Source organism: Microbacterium sp. AG1240, from assembly GCF_003635115.1.
Taxonomy (GTDB): Bacteria; Actinomycetota; Actinomycetes; order Actinomycetales; family Microbacteriaceae; genus Microbacterium.
In genome coordinates this window covers 327470-350548 of the sequence record NZ_RBXJ01000002.1, presented here as the reverse complement: position 1 = coordinate 350548, position 23079 = coordinate 327470, and the positions used below count along the sequence as shown (strand labels likewise).

Here is a 23079-nt window from a genome sequence, read left to right as displayed (position 1 = left end):
CGAAGAGCGGATGCTGCACAGCATCCGCTCTTCGTCGTTCCAGGGCCTGCGGCGGCCCCGGACCGGGGTCAGCCCTTGCCCTGCGCGGCCACGGCCGCGGCACCGGCGGCGGCGGCCTCCGGGTCGAGGTACTCGCCCTTGCCGACCGGCTCGAGGTTCTCGTCGAGGCGGTAGACGAGCGGGATGCCGGTGGGGATGTTCAGCTCGGCGATGTCGTCGTCGCTGATGCCCTCGAGCTTCTTGACGAGACCCCGGAGCGAGTTGCCGTGCGCGGTGACGAGCACCGTCTTGCCGGCGCGCAGGTCGGGCACGATCGCGTCTTCCCAGTACGGGAGCATGCGGTCGATGACGAGCTTGAGCGACTCGGTGTGAGGCACCTCGCCGTCGATGCCGACGTAGCGGGGGTCGCCGACCTGGCTGTACTCGTCGTCGGCGGGCAGGGCCGGCGGCGGAACGTCGAACGAGCGACGCCAGAGCTTGAACTGCTCGGGCCCGAACTCCTCGAGCGTCTGGGCCTTGTCCTTGCCCTGGAGGGCGCCGTAGTGGCGCTCGTTGAGGCGCCACGAGCGCTTCACGGGGATCCACAGCCGGTCGGCCGCGTCGAGAGCGATGTTGGCGGTCTGGATCGCGCGGCTGAGCACCGACGTGTGCAGCACGTCGGGCAGCAGGCCCGATTCGGCGAGCAGTTCGCCGCCGCGGGCGGCCTCGGTCTTGCCCTGTTCGGTGAGACGGACATCGACCCAGCCGGTGAACTGGTTGGTCTTGTTCCACTCGCTCTGGCCGTGTCGGAGGAGGATCAGCGTGTAAGGCGCGGTCATGCCGCCATCCTATCGAGGGCGGCCCTGGCACACTGGGGATGTGGGGGCGTCGCCGGTCGGTCAGATCACCCGCGGCACCACCGGCACGAACCGGCTGCGGCGGGTCGACCGATGGATCGCCCGGCACCGGGTGCTGCGACGAACCGATGACCCGCTCGTGGTCGATCTCGGCTTCGGCGCCAGCGCCGTGACGACCCTCGAGCTGACGCAGCGACTGGCGCGCGTGCGCCCCGATGTCGAGGTTCGAGGTCTCGAGATCGATCCGGAGCGCGTGGCGCGCGCCCAGGCACAGCTCGACGCATCGGGCATCACGGGGGTGTCGTTCGCACGCGGCGGGTTCGAGGTGCCGCTGCCCGACGGGCGGCGGCCTGCCGTCATCCGCGCGATGAACGTTCTTCGCCAGTACGACGAGGGCGACGTCGCCGACGCCTGGCGACGGATGGCCTCGCGTCTCGCACCGGGCGGCGTGCTCGTCGAGGGCACGTGCGACGAGATCGGCCGCGTCATGACCTGGGTCGAGGTCGGCGACGACGCCGCGCCGCACAGCCTGACCGTGTCGCTGCGCCTGGCCGGGCTGCAGCAGCCGTCGATCGCCGCCGAACGGCTGCCCAAGGCCTTGATCCACCGCAACGTCGCCGGTGAGCGCGTGCACGCCCTGCTCTCCGCGCTCGACCGCGAATGGGAGCGCGCTGCCGCGCAGTCGGCGTTCGGCCCCGTCTCGCGATGGCGCACGACCCTCGCCGCCCTCGCCGACGCGGGATGGCCGCTGCTCGAGCGCTCGCGATGGCGCCTCGGCGAGGTCGGCGTGCCCTGGCACGCGGTCGCGCCCCGCTGAACGCGGCGGGGCTTCGCCGACCCGCCGGCCGGGTCAGATGCGGGGGATGATCGCCCGGGCATCCCCCGGCGGCATCCCGGTGGCGGTGAGGAGGTCGACCGCGAGCGGGCGGAGCGCGGCGATCAGGTTGTGGTCGCCGAGGCCCGCCCCGGGCAGCATCGCGGCGGGGTCGAGCCGGGCGGCGATGCCGACGATCACCGCCCGGGCGGCGGGCTCGACCGAGATGTCGTCGAGGGAGTCGGCCACGAGCCGTGCGGCCCGGCCGAGTTCGGCGAGGAGATCGGCGGCGACCTCCCGGGGCCGGCCGTCGTCGACGAGATACGAGATGCGGCGGGCGACGACCCGCAGATTCCGGGTCGCGAGATCCATCGACTGGCGCACGCGTTCGTGGCGTGCGAGCTCCGAGCGCTCGCGATGCAGGAAGGGCGAGATGCGGGCGATCGCGAGCCCCGACTCGAGCGATGTGCGCCACTGGTCGACCGCCGCCTGAAGTGCGCGCGCCTTCTCGAGGCCGCGGTCGGCGCGCATCCTGTCGCCCCGTCGCAGCGCCTGCACGAGCGTGGAGATGGCGCTGTCCACCGCGGTGAAGAGGGTGGCCGCGTCGCGCAGCTCCGGCCGACGCCCGCTGCGGGGCACGAGGGCGGTCACGAGCAGCGCCGCGACCCCTCCGACGATGCCGTCGAGGAGTCGGAGGAACGGCGGCGCACCCACCCCGACGGTCAGGGCGATGAGCGCCTGGATGGCCGCCGCGATCGCGAACCCGGGCTGCGCCGAGATGAACCGGGCGACGATCAGGGTCGTACCCAGCGCGAGCGCGATCTGCCACCAGCCGCCGCCGGCGACGAGCACGATGACCTCGGCGATGAGGATGCCCACCAGCATCCCGGCGACCGTCTCGATGACCCGTCGCGGGCGCGCGTCGCGCACGAGCCCGAGACTCGACACGGTGACGGTCGCGGCCACGAGCGGCAGCGCGTGACCCAGCACGAGGTGCGCGAACGTGTAGGCGCCGGTGGCGGCGAGCACGATCTGGATGATCGCGGCCCCCGAGTCGCGCACCCGGAAGAGGCGAGGGCGGAGGTCGAGGCGCGACCGCCATCCCGTCGTGACGACTCCCGTCGTCGGCGCGGGCTCGTTCGCGGCGCTCACGACGAGGCGGCGCGCCGCCCCAGCCGAGGAAGACGGGGAACGGATGCCGTGGCCCCCGCGTCGCGCGGAACGACGACCTCCTGGGCGGCCGAGACCGCACCGTCGCTCGTGTCGACGACGAGGTCGACATCCGTGGGCGCGGAGCGCTTCACGATCGCCAGGGCGATGGGGCCGTCCTCGTAGTGGAGGGCGACGGACGTGATCGCCCCGACCTCGTTCTCCCCCGCGCGGACGACGTCGCCCGGCGCGGGCAGCACGCTGTCGCTCCCGTCGAGCTGGAGCGCGACGAGGCGGCGCGGCGGGTGGCCGAGGTTGTGCACCTTGGCGACGGTCTCCTGGCCGCGGTAGCAGCCCTTCGACAGGTGGACGGCGGTGCGCATCCAGTCGAGTTCGTGCGGGAGGGCGCGTTCGTCGGCGTCGGCGCTCACGCGGGGCCGCCAGGCGGCGACACGGAGCGCGTCGACGGCATCACGGCCGGCCAGGGCGATCTCGCCCCGGGCGGCCGTGGCGACGATCTCGTCGAGCTCGGCGAGCGTGACGACAGCCTCGGTCCAGTCGCGGTCGGCACCGGGGTGCGGCTCGACGACCGCATAGCCCCAGCCCCCCGGGGAGACGTCGGGCCACGGGTCGCGCCAGCGCACGGGAGTGCCCGTCGGACCGACGGCAGACAGAGCGGCGACGGCCGCCGCGGTGCCGCCCACGATCGCCAGGTCGACGGATCGGTCGCGCACCTCGACGCGCAGCCGGAAACGCATCTTCGTGAGCCAGGTCGCCAGGCCCGCAGCATCCGAGTCGTCGACGAGCAGCCACGCCGTCTCGCCGTCGTCGACGACGGATGCGGCGTGCTCTACCCGGCCCTGTGGGTCGAGGATCAGGGTCTCGGTACCGACGCCGGGCGCGAGGTGGGTGAGCGACTGCGACGACAGCGAGTCGAGCCAGCTCAGCCTGTCTTCACCCGAGACCGTGAGCACGCGGCGGTCGCCCAGCGGGGCGACGGCGCGGCCCGCGACGAGCGCGCGCTGCTCTGCGAGCGGACCGCCCACGTGACGCAGGCCCCGTTCGTCGGCGACGGCACCCGGCACGGCGGAGTAGTCGGTGGCCATCAGTCGACCCGCGCGAGACGCGCCGAGGCGTGCGAGCGCAGCTCCTGGCCGAAGGCCGCGATGTCCCACGCCCAGAGCAGATGGGCGTCGACGAGCCCGTACATGCGGGTGGCGGCGACGTAGTCCTTCGCGCCGGCCGCGCGCACCACGGCGTCGGTCGACAGATCGATGCGGGGTCCGCGCACCTGGCCGAGGTAGAGCTCATGCACTCCGTCGGCGTGCACGAGCGAGACCTCGATGTCGAACCCGCCCTCGGCGTTGCGGAGCGCCTCGACGTCGTCGACGGTGCGGGCCGTGGCCGGTGCTCGGGCCGGAAGAAGACCCGGACCCGCGTCGGCGTCGGTGGCCGGGCGGCTCAGACGCCAGTAGCCCATCTCGGACACGAGCGGTGTGGTCGCGTCGCCCGACTGCAGCCACGCGCTGGCGGAGTAGTTCAGGTACGAGCCGCCGTCATGACTGAAGCTCACCCGGTGGGCGAATTCACCGGCATAGGTGTGGCCGGATGCTTCGTAGTCGAGTACGCCCGTGCCCTCCCAGACGCCGACCAGCCACGAGAGCGGCGCGAGGTCTGCGGGGAGGTCGGTGGGAAGGTCGAACACGTTCTATCAGCGCTGACCGCGGTACAGGTTCTTCACGACGACCACCGAGACGAAAGCGATGGCGAGCGAGGCCAAGCCCAGCAGGCCCACGAAGAACAGTTCGAGCGCGAGGAGGTCCATGGGTGCAGTCTATCCGGGAACGATCGCGGCGAGCCCGAAGCCCGCGCTGATGACGCCCAGCACGACGAGAGCCCCCAAGACGCTCGCGGCGACCCGCTCGACGAACTGCTGCGAACGGCCGTACGAGAGCTGGATGCTGAAAGCCAGGACGAGGGTCGCGCCGAGTCCGACGGTGAGCCAGGCGGCTCTGTCGTCGGCGGGCACGAAGATTCCGATCGCGATGCCGGCGAGCGCGGCGACCACCCAGACGGCGATCACCCCGCCGACCGTTCGGCGAGGTGCGAGTTCAGGACCGGGCATGCCGACATTCTCGCCTACGCGACGCCCGCGCGCACCCGCGGACACCGGTTCGCCCGAGTCGCCCTAGGATGGGCACGTCGCGGGGAACGCGACGCGGAGGTCCCTGTTGGCACAGCTTCTCGTTCTGAGTTCCGCCCCCGGCGGCAGCTCCGTGCTGCCCGCGCTCGAACTCCTCAGCCATCGCGTTCGGCAGATCCCCGCCGAACCGGCGCAACTGGTGAACGCCCCCAGCGCCGATGTGGTGTTCATCGACGCTCGTGCCGACCTCGTCGGCGCCAAGTCGCTCTGTAAGATCCTGAACACCACGGGGCTCGACGCCCCGCTCGTGCTGGTCGTCACCGAGGGCGGGCTCACCGCGGTCTCGACCGACTGGGGGGTCGACGACGTCATCCTGATGACGGCAGGACCGGCCGAGGTCGACGCGCGTATCCGGCTCGCCGTCGGTCGGATGGCGAAGGAGCAGGTCTCCAGCCGCATCCAGACCTCCGGCATCACCATCGACGAGTCGTCATATTCGGCGAAGGTGCACGGCAAGCCGCTCGACCTCACCTACAAGGAGTTCCAGCTGCTGCACTTCTTCGCCACGCACCCTTCCCGGGTGTTCACGCGAGAGCAGCTGCTGAGCGAGGTCTGGGGCTACGACTACTTCGGCGGCACCCGCACGGTCGACGTGCACGTGCGACGCCTGCGGGCGAAGCTCGGCGATCTCGAGCAGCTCATCGGAACGGTCCGCAACGTCGGCTACCGGTTCAACGTGTACGAAGACGACGTTCCTCCCGGCGCGCCGGCACCCGGAGCCTCGTAGCGCTCGAAAAGCCGTCGGCCCGTTCACGCGGGTGTCACCTCGCCCTGCCATGATGAGGGAATGATCCAGGACGACGCGCTCGATTCAGGTCTCGGCGACGCGGATGACGACGACTTCGACGAAGCGGTCGAGGCGGCCGACGCCCAGCTTCCCGAGAATCGCTACCTCGACCGTGAGCTGAGCTGGCTGGCCTTCAATCAGCGGGTTCTGGAGCTGGCCGAAGACCCGACGCTCCCCACCCTGGAACGGGCGAACTTCCTGGCGATCTTCGCGAGCAACCTCGACGAGTTCTTCATGGTGCGCGTCGCAGGCCTCGCCCGCCGCATCCTCACCGGTCTCGCCGTGCCGACGAACGTCGGACGAGCGCCGCAGGAGGTGCTCGCCGACATCTCGGCCGACGCGCACGCGTTGCAGTTGCGCCACGCCGCGGCGTGGAACGACCTGGTGCGCCCGGCGCTGTCCGACTCGGGCATCGACGTCGTCACCTGGGACTCGCTCGACGACGGCGACCGCGAGACGCTCACCGAGTACTTCCAGACGCAGGTCTTCCCCGTGCTCATGCCGCTCGCCGTCGACCCCGCGCACCCGTTCCCCTACATTTCGGGCCTGTCGCTGAACCTCGCCATCCGGGTACGCAACGCCCGCACCGGCCGCCAGGAGTTCGCGCGCCTGAAGGTGCCGCCGATGCTCCCCCGCTTCGTCAAGGTCGCGGCGGGCGACCGGGTGCGCTACCTGCCGCTCGAGGAGCTGATCTCCAACCACCTCGGGCACCTGTTCCCCGGCATGGAGGTGCTCGACCACCACGCCTTCCGGCTCACCCGCAACGAAGACATGACGATCGAGGAGGATGAGACCGAGAACCTCATCCAGGCCCTCGAGGCCGAGCTGCTGCGGCGCCGATTCGGACCGCCGATCCGCCTCGAGATCACCGACGACATGGACGATCTCACCCTCGACCTGCTCATCACCGAGCTCGACATCACCGAGCAGGAGGTCTACCGCCTCCCCGGCCCGCTCGACCTGCGCGGACTGTTCGACCTGTCGAAGATCGACCGGCCCGATCTGCACTACCCGCCCCACGTGCCCAAGACCGCCGTGGCCTTCCAGCCGGGCGAGCAGAACGGCCGGGCCGACCTGTTCTCGGCGATCCGATCGGCCGACGTGCTGGTGCACCACCCGTACGAGTCGTTCGCGACGAGCGTGCAGGCCTTCCTCGAGCAGGCCGCGCGCGACCCTCACGTGCTCGCCATCAAGCAGACGCTCTACCGCACGTCGGGCGACAGCCCCATCGTGCAGGCGCTCATCGACGCGGCCGAGGCCGGCAAGCAGGTGCTCGCCCTGGTCGAGGTGAAGGCGCGCTTCGACGAGGCCAACAACATCGTCTGGGCCCGCAAGCTCGAGAAGGCCGGCGTGCACGTGGTCTACGGCCTCGTGGGGCTCAAGACCCACTGCAAGCTCGCGCTCGTCATCCGCGAGGAAGAGGGCGTGCTGCGTCACTACAGCCACGTCGGCACGGGCAACTACAACCCCAAGACCAGCCGCATCTACGAAGACTTCGGTCTCTTCACCGTCGACGACCAGGTCGGCCGCGACCTCACGCGTCTGTTCAACGAGCTGAGCGGCTACGCGATCGAGAAGAAGTTCAAGCGCCTCCTGGTGGCCCCGCTCCACCTCCGCAAGGGGCTCGTGCGCCTCATCGAGCGCGAGCGCGACAACGCCCAGGCGGGCAAGCCCGCCCGCGTGCGGATCAAGGTCAACTCGATGGTCGACGAGCAGATCATCGACGCGCTGTACCGCGCGAGCCAGGCCGGCGTGCAGGTCGAGGTGTGGGTGCGGGGCATCTGCTCGCTCAAACCGGGCGTGCCCGGGCTCAGCGAGAACATCACGGTGCGCAGCATCCTGGGGCGCTATCTCGAGCACTCGCGCATCTTCGCCTTCGACAACGACGGTGATCCGCAGGTCTACATCGGCAGCGCCGACATGATGCACCGCAACCTCGACCGCCGCGTCGAGGCACTGGTCCGCGTCATCGATCCCGCGCAACTGCTGGAACTGAGCGCCCTGTTCGACCTCGCCATGAGCGACGCCACGAGCTCGTGGCGCCTTCAGGCCGACGGCGAGTGGGTGCGTCGGAGCGTCGACGCCGAGGGGCGACCCCTCGTGGACATGCAGGACAAGACGATGGTCAACATCCAGCGTCGGCGCCGGACGCGGGCGGCTCGATGACCGAGACCGCTGTCTACGCCGCCGGCGGCGTGGTGTGGCGGGTGGTCGACGGAAAGCTGCGCGTGCTCCTCATCACGCGCACGCGGTACCGCGACCTGACGCTGCCCAAGGGCAAGCTCGATCCCGGCGAGACGCTCCCCGAGGCCGCCGTGCGAGAGATCCACGAGGAGACGGGTCTGCGCGTCTCCCTCGGTGCGCCGGTGGGCGTCTCGCGCTACGCGATGCCCAACGGACGCACGAAGATCGTGCACTACTGGGCGACCGAGGCGACGGATGCGGCGGTGCGCTCGACGTCGTTCGCCCCCAACAAAGAGGTCTCGGCCGTCGAGTGGATGAGCGTGAAGAAGGCCCGCGCACGGCTGAGCTACCCCGTCGACATCGAGATCCTCGACGCGTTCACCGCGCTCGTCGACGGCGGTGTGCTGCGCACGTTCCCCCTCGTCGTGCTGCGCCACGCGAAGGCGAAGTCGAGGGACGACTGGGACGGCGACGACGCGGCGCGTCCGTTGAACACCCGCGGTCGGCGCCAGTCGAACGCGATCGTCGGTCCGCTGCTGGCGTTCGGGGTGCGGCGGATCGTCTCCAGTCCCGCCGAACGGTGCATCCGCACGGTCATGCCGCTCTCGGCCGCTCTGGGGCGCCGCGTCGACCGCACCGACCTCATCAGCGAGAAGGCGTGGTCGGAGGGCTTGTCCGACCCGCGCACCGTGGTCGTCGACCGCGTTCGCGCGCGCAAGCCCGTCGTGCTGTGCAGTCACGGACCGGTGCTCCCCGACATCATGTCGGAGCTGGCGGCGACCACCGGCACCCGCCCCGGCGCCTATCTCGGCAGCGCGTCGACGCTGGATACCGCGGCCTTCTCGGTGGCGCATCTGCCGGTCGACAATCCCGGCGCGGGCATCGTCTCGATCGAGACGCACGACCCGAGGCTGTAGCGGTGACGGGTGCCCCCGCGTCGCTCCGCGTGGCGTGGCGCCGCGTGCCGGACGGCGTCGCGCGGCGCACCGCGGCCTGGGAGCTCATCCGCGACCTCGTGCCCGGGGCCGTGCTGTCGAACCGATGCGCGCGCTGCGGCGGCGACCACGGCCCGGTGCGCATCGCCGGCGCGGAGTTCGAAGCATCCGTCACCTACGCCGGCGACCATGCCGTCGTCGCCGTCGTCTCCCGCGCGGAGGCCGAGGCCGTCGGCATCGATGCCGAGCTCGTCGACGATCGGCAGCGCGACGCGGCCGGCCTCGCGGGCGTGCTGGGCGAGCGGCCCGCCGACGTCCGTGCCTGGACGCGCGTCGAGGCGACCCTCAAGGCCGATGGACGGGGGCTCCGGATCGACCCCGCTCTGGTCGACGTGGTCGGGACCGCCGCGTCGTGGACCGCACGCGTGCCCGGCCGGGCGGCCGCGCTCTCCGGCGTCGACCTCGACGGGCCGCCGGGGGTCGTGCTCTCCGCCGCCTTCGCGAGGGCGTCGGGCTGACGGCCGGGACGCGGATCCCGGCCGTCAGCGGCGGTCAGGCGCGGGTTCGCGAGCGCTGCCACCATCCGACGACGACGTCGATCACGACGAACGCCGCCAGCGTGTATCCGACGAACGGCAGCCACAGCCCGACGGCGACCGCGCCGACGATGACGGCGACGATGCCCCACCACGGCGCGCCCCGCAGCGCGCCGCGACGCGGGGGCGTGCCGACGAGGGCACCCGTGCGCGTGGGGCGCCGCTTCCACCACATCGCGTACCCGAGCACGACCATCGCGGCGATCCCCGAGGCGATGACGAACATCACGATCTGGTTGACGAGGCCGAACATCGACCCCATGTGGATGTCGATGCCCCAGCGCGCGAGCTTGGCGGGGAGCGAGAACTCCGCGAAGTCGATGCGATCGACCACCTCGAGGGTGGAGCCGTCGACCGCCACGGCGTCGACCTCCGTGGGGAAGCTGCGCTGGATCTCCTTGACCACCCAGGCGGTGCCGGGCTCGGCGGGAGGCGTGATCTCCACGCGTCCGGTGTTGACGTTCACGCCCTGCGCGACGGCGAGGACGGCGTCGAACGTCGCGGGGTCGGCGCCGCCGGCCGGAGCGCTCCCCCCGCCGTGGTGGTCGGCGTGCTCCCCGCCGCCGGCGTCGGCCTCGCCCGAGAGGCTCGTGCTCACCGACGGGGTGCCCCAGTCGAGCGCGGCCCGGAGGTTGGTGACGTTCGCGCCCGCGTACGCCGACCAGGTGATGCCCGTGGCGGAGAGGAAGAGCGCGCCCACCAGCACCCAGATGCCGACGGAGGTGTGCCACGAGAACACCCGGCGGTATCCGCGGTACGCCCGATTCGGACGCACGAAGTCTTTCCTGGTCTTCGAGCGGCGGATGCGGATGATCCACAGAGCGAGACCCGCGAGCGCGACGACGCCGAGCCAGGATGCCGCGAGCTCGCTGTAGTAGCGACCGGGTTCGCCGAGGTTCAGGTTGCGGTGCAGCTGATCGACCCAGGTGCGCAGGGGCAGAGCGCCGCTCGTGCCGTAGACGACGAGGTCGCCGCGGATCTGCCCGGTGCCGGGGTCGATAAAGACCGCGCGCGACTCGCTCTCGCCGAGTCCGTCCTGCGCGAACATGACGCGAGTGGTGTCGCCGGGCTCGGGGGCCGGCCTCACCGCGGAGAGGGTCGCTGCGTCGCCGATGTATGCCTCGGCGATCTCGATCTGGTCGCCGAGGGTCAGCGAGGTGTCGCTGACCGGTGCGCGCAGCTCGTGATCGTAGACGACCTGCTCGACCTGCGGGGTCAGGGCGTAGAGGGCGCCGCTGACGGCGGCGACGAAGATGAACGGGCCGACCAGGATGCCGGCGTAGAAGTGCAGGCGGAGCAGCAGCTGGCCGAACCAGCCTCGCTGCTTCTTCGCCTCGGGAGGCGTCGCGCCGTCGGGGCGCGCGAGTGTCGTGGTCATGGGGAGGTCTCTCGTTTCGGGGTCGTCGACGACGGCGCCGCGCGCACGTGTGAGAGAGCGCGACGAGCTGACGCGTCGATCGCAGAAGAAGGGGTCGTCGGAGGGTCGGTGCGCGGCGCTGCCGTGCTCAGACCGCGGGGACGACGGGCGGACCCCTCCGGCGCGATGACGCGACGACGACGACCGACAGGGCCGGTCGCACCGAGACGACCCCCGCCCGCACGAGACGGGGCACCGGGGGCGAGAAGATCGAGGAGACGAGGATGCGGCGGCGCACCCACGACAGGAGTCGGCGGGCGAGCTCGATGAGGCGCCGCCCGGTGGCCTCACCGCGGTGCACCGCGGCGACCGTCACGATCGCAGCGACCGCGTGCGCGAGCCACATCGCGGTGTCGGCCCCGGTGACGACCGTCTCGGTCGCGGCACCCATCGGCATGCTCAGGCCCACCTGGTGCACGTGACCACGGGTGGTCGCCGCGCCGCTGGACGGCGCGAAGGTGCCGAGAACGAAGAGCGTGTGGAACAGCGCCTGACTGATGCCGACGGCGAGCGCCAGACGCACCGCCGAGAGGCTGCGACCGGCGAGGACGACACAGACGGGCACCGAGATGATCAAGGGGACGACGATCCCGATCCAGCCCGGCATCGCGCCCCCGGCCGACACGTGCGAGAGGAGGGCGACGAAGGTCGCCACGCACGCCGCGAGCGACCCGCGCACGAGGCGGGACACTCGCAACCGTCGCATGGCGTCCATTCTGGCAGTACGCCGACAGAACTCAGCCGAGCGGCGGCAACGGCGCGCTGTCGATCCACGCGCTCAGCTGCGCCACCGCTGCGTCTCCGCCGGCCGTGGCGACCGCGCGGCGGAAGTCGTCGGTCACCACGGTGCGGTGACGATGCGTCGAGGTCCAGTCGCGCAGCATCCGGAAGAACGTCTCGTCGCCCATGCGGGTGCGCAGTGCGTGAAGGGTCAGCGCGCCCCGCTTGTAGACGACGTCGTCGAACATGCGGTCGGGTCCGGGATCGGCCAGAACCAGATCCTGCGGCTCCGCGGCGAGGCGGGCGTGGTGCGACGCGGCGAGCGCGGCAGCCGTGGTGGAACCGGATGCTTCCGACCACACCCACTCGGCGTAGCAGGCGAAGCCCTCGTTGAGCCAGATGTCTTCCCAGCGCGCGAGCCCGACGCTGTTGCCGAACCACTGGTGGGCGAGCTCGTGGGCGACGAGGCGCTGCGACGCGGGCGCGAGATGGTTGGAACCGAAGACGGCGAGCCCCTGCGCCTCGAGCGGGATCTCGAGCACGTCGTCCGTGACCACGAGCGCGCAGTCGGTCTGCGGGTAGGGTCCGAACGCCTCGCCGAACACGCGCAGCATCCGCGGCACCTCGGCGAAGGCGGCCGCGACCGCGGTGCGGAGGGCCGGCGGTGCCGTCACGCGCACCGTGGGAACGGCGGCGACCCCCGTGCCGGCGAGAGGTGCCGTGCGGTAGCGGCCGATGTGCACGGCCGCGAGATAGGTCGCGGTCGGGGTGTCGGAGGCGAAGGTCGTGGTGACCGTTCCGCCGCGGCGCACGGGCGCGCTCGGCGTGCCGGTGGCGGCGGTCTCGTAGCCGTCTTCGGTCGTGATCTCGAGCCGGTAGCTCGCGCGATCGGCGGGCCGATCGTTGCACGGGAACCACGTCGGGGCACCCGTGGGCTGCGCGGCGACGAGGGCCCCGTCGTCGAGCTCCTCCCAGCCGATGGTGCCCCATCGGGAGCGACGCGGCGCGGGCTGTCCGGAGTAGACGACCTCCACCGTGAAGCGCTCCCCCTCGGCGATCGGGGCGACGGGCACGACGCGGAGCTTGCGGGGTCCGGGGCGGTACGACGTTCTCGTCTCGCCGTTCACCCGCACCCGCGTGGCGCGAAGCCCCACCAGGTCGAGCGTGAACGCCCGAAGAGCGACGTGGGCCACCGCCTCGAGCGTGGCCACGCCCTCCAGGCGGTTGGTTCGCACGCGGTAACCGATCCGCAGGTCGTACGAGTCGACGCCGAAGGTCGGATCGCCGCTCTGGGGCGTGTACGGGTCGTGTGCGAGCTCTGTCACTGGGCCTCTGTCGGGGTGTCCGTGGCGCCGGGCGTGCGGAGCCGTTCTCGGGTGTTCACCCCACCCTGTCACTGTGTCGACTGGTAGGCGCGGGCCTTGACCGCGCGCCACGGACCGATCGGGTTTCCGCTCCACCGCGATCCGACCGGCACGGTCTCGCCGCGCATGACGAGCGACGCCGGTCCGACCGTCGCGTGGGCGCCGATCGCGGCGGCCGGCAGCACCACGCTGTGCGGGCCGAGCGTCGCACCCGGCTCGAGCTCCACCGCGTCCATGCTCATGATGCGGTCGTGGAACAGGTGCGTCTGCACGACGCATCCGCGGTTGACTGTCGACGCATCGCCCAGCGTCACGAGGTCGGGCTCGGGCAGCCAGTAGCTCTCGCACCAGACGCCCGTGCCGATCTTCGCGCCCAGCGATCGCAGCCACATCGCCAGGGCCGGGGTTCCCGTCGCTGCGCGGGCGAACCACGGTGCGGCCACCATCTCGGTGAAGGTGTCGGACACCTCGGTGCGCCAGACGAAGCTCGACCAGAGCGGCTGCTCGCCCGCGCGGATCGGGCCGACGATGATCCACTTCGCCAGGGTCGACGCGGTCGCCGCCACCGCACCGGCAGCCAGCATCACGACCCCCGAGAGCAGGAGCGCCCCAGCGGGACCGAGGGAATCCCACAGCGCTGCCAGAGCGAACAGCACCAGCACGCCGATCGCGCACGTGACGAAGACGGGCACGACACGGCAGATCTCCCACAGGGCACGGGCCACGCGCAGCCCCGCGGTCGGGCGGTACGTACGCGATTCGTCGCCGGCGGCCGACAGACGACGCAGCCGCACGGCGGGCGAACCCAGCCACGACGACCCCGGCTTCGCCTTGACCGGGGCCGACGAGAGCACGGCGACCAGACCGTCGCGCGGCACGCGATGGCCGGGCGCCGCCATGCCCGAATTGCCGAGGAAGGCGCGCTTGCCGATCCGGACGGGGCCGATCCGCAGCCACCCGGAGTGCAGCTCATAGGAGGCGACCATCGTGTCGTCGGCGAGGAAGGCACCGTCTTCGATCCGCGCCATCGACGGGATCAGCAGCACCGTCGACGCCTCCACGTCGCGGCCCACACGGGCTCCCAGCATCCGGAGCCACACCGGGGTGAACAGGCTCGAGTACAGCGGGAAGAGGATCGTGCGCGACGCGTCGAGCAACCGCTCGATCGTCCAGGCCTGCCAGGCCACACGGCTGCGCACGGGATGCACCCCCTCGCGGAGGGCGATCGAGAGCACCCGCACGAGCACGACGACCGAGCCCGCGAAGACGACCCCCGCCGCGAGCACCGCCGGCATGAGCCAGACGAGGGCGGCGGCGAGCGCCCAGGCGAGGTCTGCCGCGCCGCGCATGCCCTGCGCGAGCACCAGCCCGCCGACGGCGAAGGCGACGAGCGGCAGCAGCGCGAGTGCGGCGGCCGACGCGGCATACCCCCACAGCCAACGGTGAGCGGCGGGCGGTCTCTCGGCCGGCCATCCGCCGCCGGCGCCGCCGACCCGCACGGCGGGCGAGCCCGCCCAGGTCTGGTCGGCGCGCACCCGGCCGAAGACGGCCGAGCCCGGCGCGATCTCGGCGCGCTGCCCGATCCGGGTTCCCGGGGCGAGCGTGCTGCGCGCGCCGATGCTGGCTTCGGCCCCGATACGCACTCGTCCGATGCGCACGAGGTCGCCGTCGATCCAGTACCCCGTGAGGTCGACCTCGGGCTCGATCGATGCGCGGTCGCCGATCTCGAGCATGCCCGTCACCGGCGGGAGCGTGTGCAGGTCGACGTCGCGGCCGATCTTGGCACCCAGCGCGCGGGCGTAGTACGTCACCCACGGGGCGCCGGCGAGGCCGACCGCGTCGACCTGGGCCGCGATCTGCTCGGCCAGCCACAGCCGCAGGTGCACCGAACCGCCGCGCGGGTAGTCGCCGGGCGCGAGGCCGGCGAGCAGGAGCCGGGCGGATGCTGCGGCGATCGCCATGCGCCCGAACGGCGTCGCGAACACGACGAGGCCGATCACGATGAGCGGCCATGGCGCGGTCGGAAGAGCGTCGAAGCCGGGCACGAGCTGCAGGATGGCGCTCGCGGAAAGCAGGTAGAGCAGCCAGCGCACGCCCGAGAGGATGAACAGCGGAACGCCGAGGAGGGTCTGCGCCCACTGGGTCGAACGCGGTGTCGGCAGCGGGCGACGGAACCCCGCGCTCGCGTCGTCATCGCCCAGCGGCCCGAGCGCCTTCGCCATCGCGCCGAGCCGGGGGACGTCGTAGATGTCGGCGACCGAGAACTCCGGCACGCGCGCACGGATGCGCGACACGAGCTGAGCTGCGGCCAACGAGCCGCCGCCGAGGTCGAAGAAGTCGGCCTTGCGGTCGGGCACCGGCATGCCGAGCACGGCCTGCCACTGCTCGGCGAGCCAGGCTTCCGCGGGCGAGAAGTCGACGGAGACCGGGGCGTCCACACCCGGGAGCGGCCACGGGAGGGCGGCGCGGTCGACCTTTCCCGAGGTGCGCACGGGTAGCTCGTCGACGACGGCGAGCAGCGGAATGGTCGCCGCCGGCAGCCGTTCGCCCAGCGCCGCCCGCGCGGCCGAGCGGTCGAGTTCCGCCCCGCCTTCGGTGACGAGGTAGCCGACGAGGATCGGGACGCCGGCCTCGGTGTGACGCACGGCGACGGTGGCGGCGGCGATCCCGGGAAGGTCTTGCAGCGCCGACTCGACCTCGCCGAGCTCGATGCGGCGCCCGCCGACCTTGACCTGGTCGTCGGCGCGGCCCTGGAAGACGAGGCCCTCGGGGTCGAAACGCACCAGGTCGCCCGAGCGGTAGGCGCGGTCCCAGCCCAGCGTGGGCATGGGCGCGTACTTCTCCCGATCCTTCGCGGGGTCGAGGTAGCGCGCGAGACCTACCCCGCCGATGATCAGCTCGCCGATGCCGCCCTCCGCGACCCGGTGGCCGGCGTCGTCGACCACGGCGAGCGCCCACCCGTCGAGCGGCAGGCCGATGCGCACGGGCACGGATCCGTCGAGCGGGGCGCCGCACGCGACGACGGTCGCCTCGGTCGGTCCGTAGGTGTTCCACACCTCGCGCCCTTCGGCCACCAGGCGTGCCGCGAGCTCGGGCGGGCACGCCTCACCGCCGAAGATCAGCAGGCGAACGTTCTCGATCGCGTCGCCCGGCCACATCGCGGCGAGCGTCGGCACCGTGGAGACCACGGTGATGCCCTGCCGCAGCAGCCACGGCGCGAGGTCTTCGCCCGACCGCACGAGCGAGCGCGGCGCCGGAACCAGGCAGGCACCGTGTCCCCAGGCGAGCCACATCTCCTCGCACGACGCGTCGAAGGCGACCGACAGGCCCGCCAGCACCCGGTCGCCCGGGCCGAGCGGAGCATCCTGCAGGAACATGCGTGCTTCCGCATCGACGAACGCCGCCGCCGATCGGTGCGAGACGGCGACCCCCTTCGGCACCCCGGTCGACCCGGAGGTGAAGATGATCCAGGCGTCGTCGTCGACCGTGGGCGGGGCGACGATCGGCGTCGAACGGGTGCTCGGATGCGGCGCGTCTCCGGCGAACAGCGTGGAGACCGGCAGCTCCTGGGACTCGACCTCGGGATCGTCCTCGACCGCGGGCGTGTACTCCCCCGCGCCGGTGATCACCCCCGCGACTCGAGCCTCGCCGAAGACCAGACGCGCACGCTCCTCCGGGTCGTCGGCGTCGACCGGCACGTAGGCGGCTCCGGCAGCCAGCACGCCGAGGATCGAGACGTAGAGCTCCTTCGAGCCGGACGGCATGCGCACCCCGACGCGGTCGCCGCGCTCGACTCCCGCCTCGTGCAGGCGTGCGGCCGTCTGCCACACCCGCGCCAGCAGCTCGCGGTAGCTCAGCGCGCCCGATCCGTCGTCGACGGCGGAGGCCTCGGGATGGCGCGCGGCGACCTCCACCAGGACGTCGATGAGGGTGCGCGGAGCGGGCGCGGAGGCGGAGCGGTCGAGCACGGACTGCGCGCCGAGGGGAGGAGAGTCCGTCACGGGCATTTTCACAGCCTATTGATCCGGCCCCGAGACCCGCGGAATCCCGGGCCTGTTCACCGTCCGTTCACCTCTTCAGCCCGGTTGCTTAAGAGTCCCTGTCTAGCGTTCACGACGAACCCTGCACCGGGTTTCGAACCCTGCACCGGGTTCTTCTCTTCTCTCACACGCGAAGGATTCACATCGTGAAGCTCAACCGTTTCGCCCAGTTCGGCGCCGTGGCTGCTGTCGCAGCCCTCGCCCTCGCCGGGTGCGCCTCGAACGAGGCCCCCGCCGGCTCCGGCGGCGACAGCTCGTCCAGCACCGGCACGCTCTCCGGCAACCTCGTCGGCGGCGGCGCCTCGTCGCAGGAAGTCGCCGTCCAGACCTGGACCGCGGGCATCCAGACGGCCAACCCCGAGCTGACGGTCAACTACGACGCCGCCGGTTCCGGCGCGGGTCGCGAATCGTTCCAGGAGGGCGCCTTCGCGTTCGCCGGCTCCGACCGCGCGTTCAAGACCGACGAGATCGAAGCGGGCCCGTTCGGCGCGTGCGCCGAGGGCTCCGACCTCGTCGAGCTGCCGACCTACATCTCCCCGATCGCCGTCGTCTTCAACCTCGACGGCGTCGACTCGCTGAACCTCGACCCCGCCACGCTGGCCGCGATCTTCGCGGGCAACATCACGACCTGGAACGACCCGGCCATCGCCGCGTTGAACTCCGACGTCGAGCTCCCCAGCACCGCGATCACCGCCGTGCACCGTTCGGACGACTCGGGCACCACCGAGAACTTCACCGACTACCTCTTCGCCGCCGCCCCCTCGGTGTGGACCAGCGAGCCCGACGGCGTCTGGCCGCTCTCCGGTGGCGAGGCCGCCAACGGCACCTCGGGCGTCATCAGCGCCGTCCAGGGCGGACAGGGCACCATCGGCTACGCCGACGCCTCGCGCGCCGGCGAGCTCGGCACCGTCGCGGTCAAGGTCGGCGAGGAGTTCGTTCCGTACTCCCCCGAGGCCGCGGCCGCCGTCGTCGACGCCTCGCCCGAGGCCGAGGGTCGCGCCGCGACCGACATCGCCATCGAGATCGACCGCACCACCACCGCGGCCGGCGCCTACCCGATCGTGCTCGTCAGCTACCTCATCGGCTGCGCCGAGTACGAGGACGAGGCCGCTGCCGCGAACGTGAAGGGCTTCTTCTCCTACGCCGCCAGCGAAGAGGGCCAGGACGCCGTCGCCGCTGCCGCCGGCAGCTCGCCGATCTCCGACACCCTGCGCGAGCAGATCAACACGGCGATCGACGCCATCAAGTAACACCCCACAGATGCCCGGTCCGGCCGTAAGGTCGGACCGGGCATCTTCAGGCCCGCAGCACTCCTCCCGACACCCGACTCCGATCGAGAATCGAAGCAATGACCACAACACCGGCGGTCACCAGGACCGAGCCCCTGAAAGCGAAGAGCCGCCCGGGCGATCGATGGTTCTCGGGAGCGGCGCTGTTCGCCGGCTCGATGATCCTCGTGACCCTCGCCGCCGTCGCCATCTTCCTGATCGTGCAGTCGCTTCCGGCGTTGTTCGCCACGAACGCCGACGCCTCGATCCTCCCCGCCGACTTCTGGTCGTATGTCGGCCCCCTCGTCTTCGGCACCGTGTGGGCAGCCGCCCTCGCGCTGCTGATGGCGGTGCCGTTGTCGATCGGCGTCGCGCTCTTCATCTCGCACTACGCGCCCCGCCGACTCGCGCAGGCGCTCGGCTACGTCGTCGACCTCCTCGCCGCCGTGCCCTCGGTCGTCTTCGGCCTCTGGGGCATCGGCGTCCTCGCTCCGGCCGTCCAGCCCGTCTACACCTGGCTGGTCGACAACGCCGGCTGGTTCCCGCTTTTCTCCGGCCCGGTCTCCAGCACCGGCCGCACGATCTTCACCGCCGCCATCGTGCTCGCGGTGATGGTCACCCCGATCATCACGGCCATCTGCCGCGAGATCTTCCTCCAGACGCCCAACCTCCACGAAGAGGCCGCGCTCGCGCTCGGTTCGACGCGCTGGGAGATGGTGCGGATGGCGGTCTTCCCCTTCGCCCGCAGCGGTATCGTCTCGGCCTCGATGCTCGGCCTCGGCCGCGCCCTGGGCGAGACGATGGCCGTCGCCATGGTGCTCTCCGTCTCGGGAGGCGTGACCTTCGCGCTCCTCACCCCCGACAACCCCAACACGATCGCCGCGAACATCGCGCTGAGCTTCCCCGAGGCCTACGGGCTGAACGTGAACGTGCTCATCGCGACCGGCCTCGTGCTGTTCGTCGTCACATTCGCCGTCAACGCGCTCGCTCGCTACATCGTGAGCCGGCGCAAGGAATTCTCGGGGGCCAACTGACATGTCGACCACCACGCTCACCCCCGCGCGGCCCTCCGTCGCGACCGACAGCCTGACCAACGGCCGCCTTCCGGGCTGGTCGCCCTGGCTCCTGCTGGTCGGCTCGCTGGCCGTCACCTTCGCCGCGTTCGGCATCATGGCCGGCGCCTCGGGCACCGGACTGAACATCGCCGGGGCAGCCGTGCTCGGCGCGCTCCTCTACCTCGTGCTGATCTTCACGATCTCCGCGATCGTCGAGGGGCGCCGCAAGGCGGTCGACCGTCTGGTGACCGGTATCGTGACGGCCGCCTTCGCCGTGGCGATGGTGCCGCTCGTCTCCGTCGCGATCACGGTCGTCGTCTCCGGCGCCCCGAACTGGACCGCGGAGTTCTTCACCTCGTCGATGCGCAACGTGGTGGGAGAGGGCGGCGGTGCTCTCCACGCGATCGTGGGCACGCTGCTCATCACGCTCGCCGCGGCCGTGATCTCCATCCCGATCGGCATCTTCACCGCGATCTACCTGATCGAGTACGGCAAGGACAACCGCCTCGCAAAGGGCATCACCTTCCTCGTCGACGTCATGACGGGCATCCCCTCCATCGTCGCCGGTCTGTTCGCCTACGCCCTCTTCGCGCTGTTCTTCGGACCGGGCGTGCGCCTGGGCATCGTCGGTGCCGTAGCCCTCGCGGTGCTGATGATCCCCGTCGTCGTCCGTTCGACCGAGGAGATGCTCCGCCTCGTGCCCAACGAACTGCGCGAGGCGTCGTACGCGCTGGGCGTGCCGAAGTGGCTGACGATCGCCAAGGTCGTCCTCCCGACGGCCATCGCCGGAATCACGACGGGCGTGATGCTGTCGATCTCGCGCGTGATCGGCGAGACGGCTCCGCTGCTCATCACCGCGGGTGCCACAGCATCCATGAACTACGACCTGTTCAACGGGCGCATGATGAGCCTGCCCGTCTTCACCTACACCCAGTACATGAACCAGGGCATCCCGGCCGAGGCGTTCGTCGGTCGCGCGTGGGCAGCCGCCCTCGCGCTGATCGTCATCGTCATGGTGCTCAACATCGTGGCGCGCATCATCGCCAAGCTGTTCGCCCCCAAGACCGGCCGCTGAACCGAAAAGAAAGCCTGAAGTGTCCAAGAGCATCGAAGTCAACGACCTCAACGTCTACTACGGCGACTTCCTCGCCGTCGAGGGCGTCTCCCTCAACATCGAGCCCCGCACGGTCACGGCCTTCATCGGTCCCTCCGGTTGCGGCAAATCGACCTTCCTCCGCACGCTGAACCGCATGCACGAGGTGATCCCGAAGGCCCGCGTCGAGGGCAAGGTGCTGCTCGACGGCAACGACCTGTACGGCCCCGGTGTCGACCCGGTGCTCGTGCGCCGTCAGGTGGGCATGGTGTTCCAGCGCCCCAACCCGTTCCCGACGATGTCGATCAAGGAGAACGTGCTCGCGGGCGTGAAGCTCAACAACAAGCGCATCTCGAAGTCCGACGCCGACGCTCTCGTCGAGAAGTCGCTGCAGGGCGCCAACCTCTGGAACGAGGTCAAGGACCGCCTCGACAAGCCCGGCTCGGGCCTCTCGGGCGGGCAGCAGCAGCGTCTGTGCATCGCCCGCGCGATCGCCGTCTCTCCCCAGGTCATCCTGATGGACGAGCCCTGCTCGGCCCTCGACCCGATCTCGACCTACGCCATCGAGGAGCTCATCTCTGAGCTCAAGAACGAGTACACGGTCGTCATCGTGACCCACAACATGCAGCAGGCCTCGCGCGTGTCGGACAAGACCGCGTTCTTCAACATCGCCGGCACCGGCAAGCCCGGCAAGCTGATCGAGTACAACGACACCTCCTCGATCTTCACGCAGCCCAAGGTGCAGGCCACCGAGGACTACGTCTCGGGCCGCTTCGGTTGATCCGCCCCCTCTGAACGCGAAGGCCCCCACCTCCCCGGTGAGGGCCTTCGTCGTTGCGGGCCTCCCCCCGGCCGTGGGTTGCCGCAATGCGGGGCTTCCTCCCTCTCGGTGAGGCCCGGTTGCGGCAACTCACGCCGAGGTGCGGGCCGGTCAGTCGCGAGGCGAGAGCAGGTAGGCGTTGATCGACGCCGTCAGGTCGCGGTCGAGCGCGAGGTCGACGCCGTCGACCGAGGTGATGGGGGCGGCGAGACGGATGCTGGAGACCAGCCACGCCGCATCCGCTTCGGCGAGCTCCGCCGGAAGCACGCGACGGTACTGCGTCGCGTAGCCCTCGGCCTCGAGGTAGGCGAACAGGCTGAGCTGCGTCGTTCCGTGCAGGATGCCGCCGCTGGGCTCGGGGGTGACGAACACGTCGCCGAAGCGCAGCACGATCGACGAGGTCGGCCCCTCGAGCACGTAGCCGTCGGACGACACGAACACCGCGTCGTCGGCGCCGCGACGCTTCGCCTCGCGGATCGCGGCCATGTTCACCGCGTACGAGAGCGTCTTCGCCCCGAGCAGCAGCCACGGCGCATCGGCCGATGCGTCGACGCCGTAACCACGGTCGAGCTGCACCACGCGGATGCCTTCGGTGCGCGACCCGGTGTTGTCGGCCGCGCGGGCGAGCGTCGCCCACGCCGTCGGGGTCGGGCCGTGCTCCACGCCGCGGCTCAGGATGAGTTTGATGACGCTCTCGCCGGGATCGGCAGCATCCGCCACGGTCTTCACCGCCTGCCGCCACTGGGCCAGATGCGGTACGGGCAGGTCGCACAGCTCGGCCGAGTGCACGAGGCGCTCGAGGTGCGCGTCGACCTCCTGCGGATGCCCGTCGACGACTCCGATCGATTCGAAGATGCCGTCGCCGCGCTGCGTGCTCAGCTCCCCCACGCTCAGCGCGGGGGCCGTCGGGTCGATCACGGTGAACGTGTCGGCGAAGTCGGTGCGCGGGTCGTCGGATGCTGCGGGGTCGATCACGAGGGCGAAGCTCCAGGCCATTCCCCGAGCCTAGACCTCGGGGAATACCCCCGAGCCGACCTTGTTACACTGGTATGGCCGGGCCGCAGTAACCCCGGGCTCCAACTTTTGCCGCTCTGAGCGGCCATGCGCCGAGAGGCGTTTCTGCGGCCCGGCTTTTTCGTGCCCTCGGGCGAGGGTCAGTCGAGCGACTGCCGACGCCAGAGCGTCGCACACCCCGCAAGGTCGCCGGCGTACGTCGCCAGGCGCAGCGCGCGGGTCGTGAGCGTCGACGCGCGCTGCGGCTCGGTGGGCTCGTAGTCGTCGGCGAGGTGCGTGGCGCCGGCGGCCTGCACGCGGCAGAACGCCGCGGCGCGGTCGAGCGCGACGGCGAAGTCGCCCTGGAACACCCCGCGCAGGATCGTGTCGATCAGCGCGACGAGCTCCTCGGGGCCGGCCGGCGTCGGTGCACCCGCGACCACGGGGTCGGGAGAGGCGATCTCGATGCGTCCGCGGTCGTAGAGCAGCGCGGCCGTCTGCGGATCGTCGTGGATCATCAGCTGCAGCAGGTACAGGCGCCAGAGCGCCCCGGGGAGCGTTCGCGCGGGAGAACGCGACCACAACTCGGCGATGTCGTCGATGCCGTTGCGGTCGGTGAATGCGACCAGCCTTTCGACGACGTCGACGTCGGGGTCGTCCCGCACCCGCGAGATGAGCGCGTGCGCGGTGCTGTGGGCCACCCGCGACACCTCGGCCGGGTCATCGCCCGCGAAGAGCCTGTCGAAGAGCTCCGCGGGCCGGCGCACCGGCTTGTGGTACTCCCTCGAATCGTCGCTCACCCATC

Annotated in this window: 20 protein-coding genes; 9 read left to right on the top strand and 11 right to left on the bottom strand. The window is 71.3% G+C overall.

From position 1 onward, the window contains the following. Nucleotides 1-68 precede the first annotated feature (68 nt). Nucleotides 69-818: a phosphoglyceromutase gene (locus tag DEU34_RS10215; protein WP_116647604.1), complete on the bottom strand. Its 750-nt coding sequence runs from the start codon at nucleotides 816-818 to the stop codon at nucleotides 69-71. Here DEU34_RS10215 and DEU34_RS10210 point away from each other — a divergent pair. Further along, the gene (locus tag DEU34_RS10210; protein ID WP_121150069.1) at nucleotides 817-1653 is read left to right on the top strand and encodes a trans-aconitate 2-methyltransferase; all 837 of its coding nucleotides are present in this window, start codon (nucleotides 817-819) and stop codon (nucleotides 1651-1653) included. The two genes, DEU34_RS10215 and DEU34_RS10210, sit on opposite strands and share 2 nt — an antisense overlap. Nucleotides 1654-1686: 33 nt before the next feature. Here DEU34_RS10210 and DEU34_RS10205 read toward each other — a convergent pair whose 3' ends face one another. The 4 genes from DEU34_RS10205 to DEU34_RS10190 form a co-directional block, all read right to left on the bottom strand. Further along, complete coding sequence (locus DEU34_RS10205) at nucleotides 1687-2802, bottom strand: aromatic acid exporter family protein (protein WP_183042431.1); 1116 nt, start codon at nucleotides 2800-2802, stop codon at nucleotides 1687-1689. Further along, complete coding sequence (locus DEU34_RS10200) at nucleotides 2799-3905, bottom strand: folate-binding protein YgfZ (protein ID WP_121150068.1); 1107 nt, start codon at nucleotides 3903-3905, stop codon at nucleotides 2799-2801. Before DEU34_RS10200 ends, DEU34_RS10205 begins: the two co-directional genes overlap by 4 nt. Then, nucleotides 3905-4504, bottom strand: a complete 600-nt coding sequence (locus DEU34_RS10195) for an FABP family protein (protein ID WP_121150067.1) — start codon at nucleotides 4502-4504, stop codon at nucleotides 3905-3907. Before DEU34_RS10195 ends, DEU34_RS10200 begins: the two co-directional genes overlap by 1 nt. Nucleotides 4505-4633: 129 nt before the next feature. Further along, complete coding sequence (locus tag DEU34_RS10190; protein ID WP_121150066.1) at nucleotides 4634-4924, bottom strand: hypothetical protein; 291 nt, start codon at nucleotides 4922-4924, stop codon at nucleotides 4634-4636. Between the two features lie 106 nt (nucleotides 4925-5030). Between DEU34_RS10190 and DEU34_RS10185 the strand changes: the two genes are divergently transcribed. From DEU34_RS10185 to DEU34_RS10170, 4 genes are read left to right on the top strand one after another with little or no spacing between them, the layout of a single operon-like run. Further along, nucleotides 5031-5729, top strand: a complete 699-nt coding sequence (locus tag DEU34_RS10185; protein WP_121150065.1) for a response regulator transcription factor — start codon at nucleotides 5031-5033, stop codon at nucleotides 5727-5729. A gap of 60 nt (nucleotides 5730-5789) precedes the next feature. Beyond that, nucleotides 5790-7955: an RNA degradosome polyphosphate kinase gene (locus tag DEU34_RS10180; RefSeq protein WP_121150064.1), complete on the top strand. Its 2166-nt coding sequence runs from the start codon at nucleotides 5790-5792 to the stop codon at nucleotides 7953-7955. Beyond that, a complete protein-coding gene (locus tag DEU34_RS10175; protein WP_121150063.1) occupies nucleotides 7952-8890 on the top strand; it encodes an NUDIX hydrolase in 939 nt (312 codons plus the stop codon). Before DEU34_RS10180 ends, DEU34_RS10175 begins: the two co-directional genes overlap by 4 nt. A 2-nt stretch (nucleotides 8891-8892) precedes the next feature. Then, nucleotides 8893-9426, top strand: coding sequence for a chemotaxis protein CheY (locus DEU34_RS10170; RefSeq protein ID WP_121150062.1), 534 nt, complete (start codon nucleotides 8893-8895; stop codon nucleotides 9424-9426). Between the two features lie 34 nt (nucleotides 9427-9460). Here DEU34_RS10170 and DEU34_RS10165 read toward each other — a convergent pair whose 3' ends face one another. From DEU34_RS10165 to DEU34_RS10150, 4 genes are all read right to left on the bottom strand, one after another. Further along, a complete protein-coding gene (locus tag DEU34_RS10165) occupies nucleotides 9461-10882 on the bottom strand; it encodes a PepSY domain-containing protein (protein WP_121150061.1) in 1422 nt (473 codons plus the stop codon). Between the two features lie 127 nt (nucleotides 10883-11009). Next, the gene (locus DEU34_RS10160; protein WP_147424039.1) at nucleotides 11010-11627 is read right to left on the bottom strand and encodes a hypothetical protein; all 618 of its coding nucleotides are present in this window, start codon (nucleotides 11625-11627) and stop codon (nucleotides 11010-11012) included. 31 nt (nucleotides 11628-11658) lie between these two features. After that, complete coding sequence (locus tag DEU34_RS10155) at nucleotides 11659-12966, bottom strand: M1 family metallopeptidase (protein WP_121150059.1); 1308 nt, start codon at nucleotides 12964-12966, stop codon at nucleotides 11659-11661. Between the two features lie 68 nt (nucleotides 12967-13034). Beyond that, nucleotides 13035-17012: a Pls/PosA family non-ribosomal peptide synthetase gene (locus DEU34_RS10150; protein ID WP_121150058.1), complete on the bottom strand. Its 3978-nt coding sequence runs from the start codon at nucleotides 17010-17012 to the stop codon at nucleotides 13035-13037. Between the two features lie 179 nt (nucleotides 17013-17191). On the opposite strand from DEU34_RS10150, the gene pstS reads away from it, so the two are divergent. The 4 genes from pstS to pstB all read left to right on the top strand — a co-directional run bounded on the left by pstS (nucleotide 17192) and on the right by pstB (nucleotide 21242). Next, nucleotides 17192-18295 (top strand): phosphate ABC transporter substrate-binding protein PstS, encoded by a 1104-nt coding sequence (gene pstS / locus DEU34_RS10145; RefSeq protein ID WP_121150057.1) that lies wholly within the window; start codon nucleotides 17192-17194, stop codon nucleotides 18293-18295. A gap of 98 nt (nucleotides 18296-18393) precedes the next feature. Next, complete coding sequence (pstC, locus tag DEU34_RS10140; protein ID WP_121150056.1) at nucleotides 18394-19347, top strand: phosphate ABC transporter permease subunit PstC; 954 nt, start codon at nucleotides 18394-18396, stop codon at nucleotides 19345-19347. A 1-nt stretch (nucleotide 19348) separates the two neighbouring features. Further along, nucleotides 19349-20443, top strand: coding sequence for a phosphate ABC transporter permease PstA (gene pstA, locus DEU34_RS10135; RefSeq protein WP_121150055.1), 1095 nt, complete (start codon nucleotides 19349-19351; stop codon nucleotides 20441-20443). Between the two features lie 19 nt (nucleotides 20444-20462). Next, nucleotides 20463-21242 (top strand): phosphate ABC transporter ATP-binding protein PstB, encoded by a 780-nt coding sequence (gene pstB, locus DEU34_RS10130; RefSeq protein WP_121150054.1) that lies wholly within the window; start codon nucleotides 20463-20465, stop codon nucleotides 21240-21242. A gap of 150 nt (nucleotides 21243-21392) precedes the next feature. On the opposite strand, the gene DEU34_RS10125 is transcribed toward pstB, so the two are convergent. After that, a complete protein-coding gene (locus DEU34_RS10125) occupies nucleotides 21393-22277 on the bottom strand; it encodes an aminodeoxychorismate lyase (RefSeq protein ID WP_121150053.1) in 885 nt (294 codons plus the stop codon). A 158-nt stretch (nucleotides 22278-22435) separates the two neighbouring features. Beyond that, nucleotides 22436-23074 (bottom strand): DNA-directed RNA polymerase subunit beta, encoded by a 639-nt coding sequence (locus DEU34_RS10120; protein ID WP_121150052.1) that lies wholly within the window; start codon nucleotides 23072-23074, stop codon nucleotides 22436-22438. Nucleotides 23075-23079: the final 5 nt, after the last annotated feature.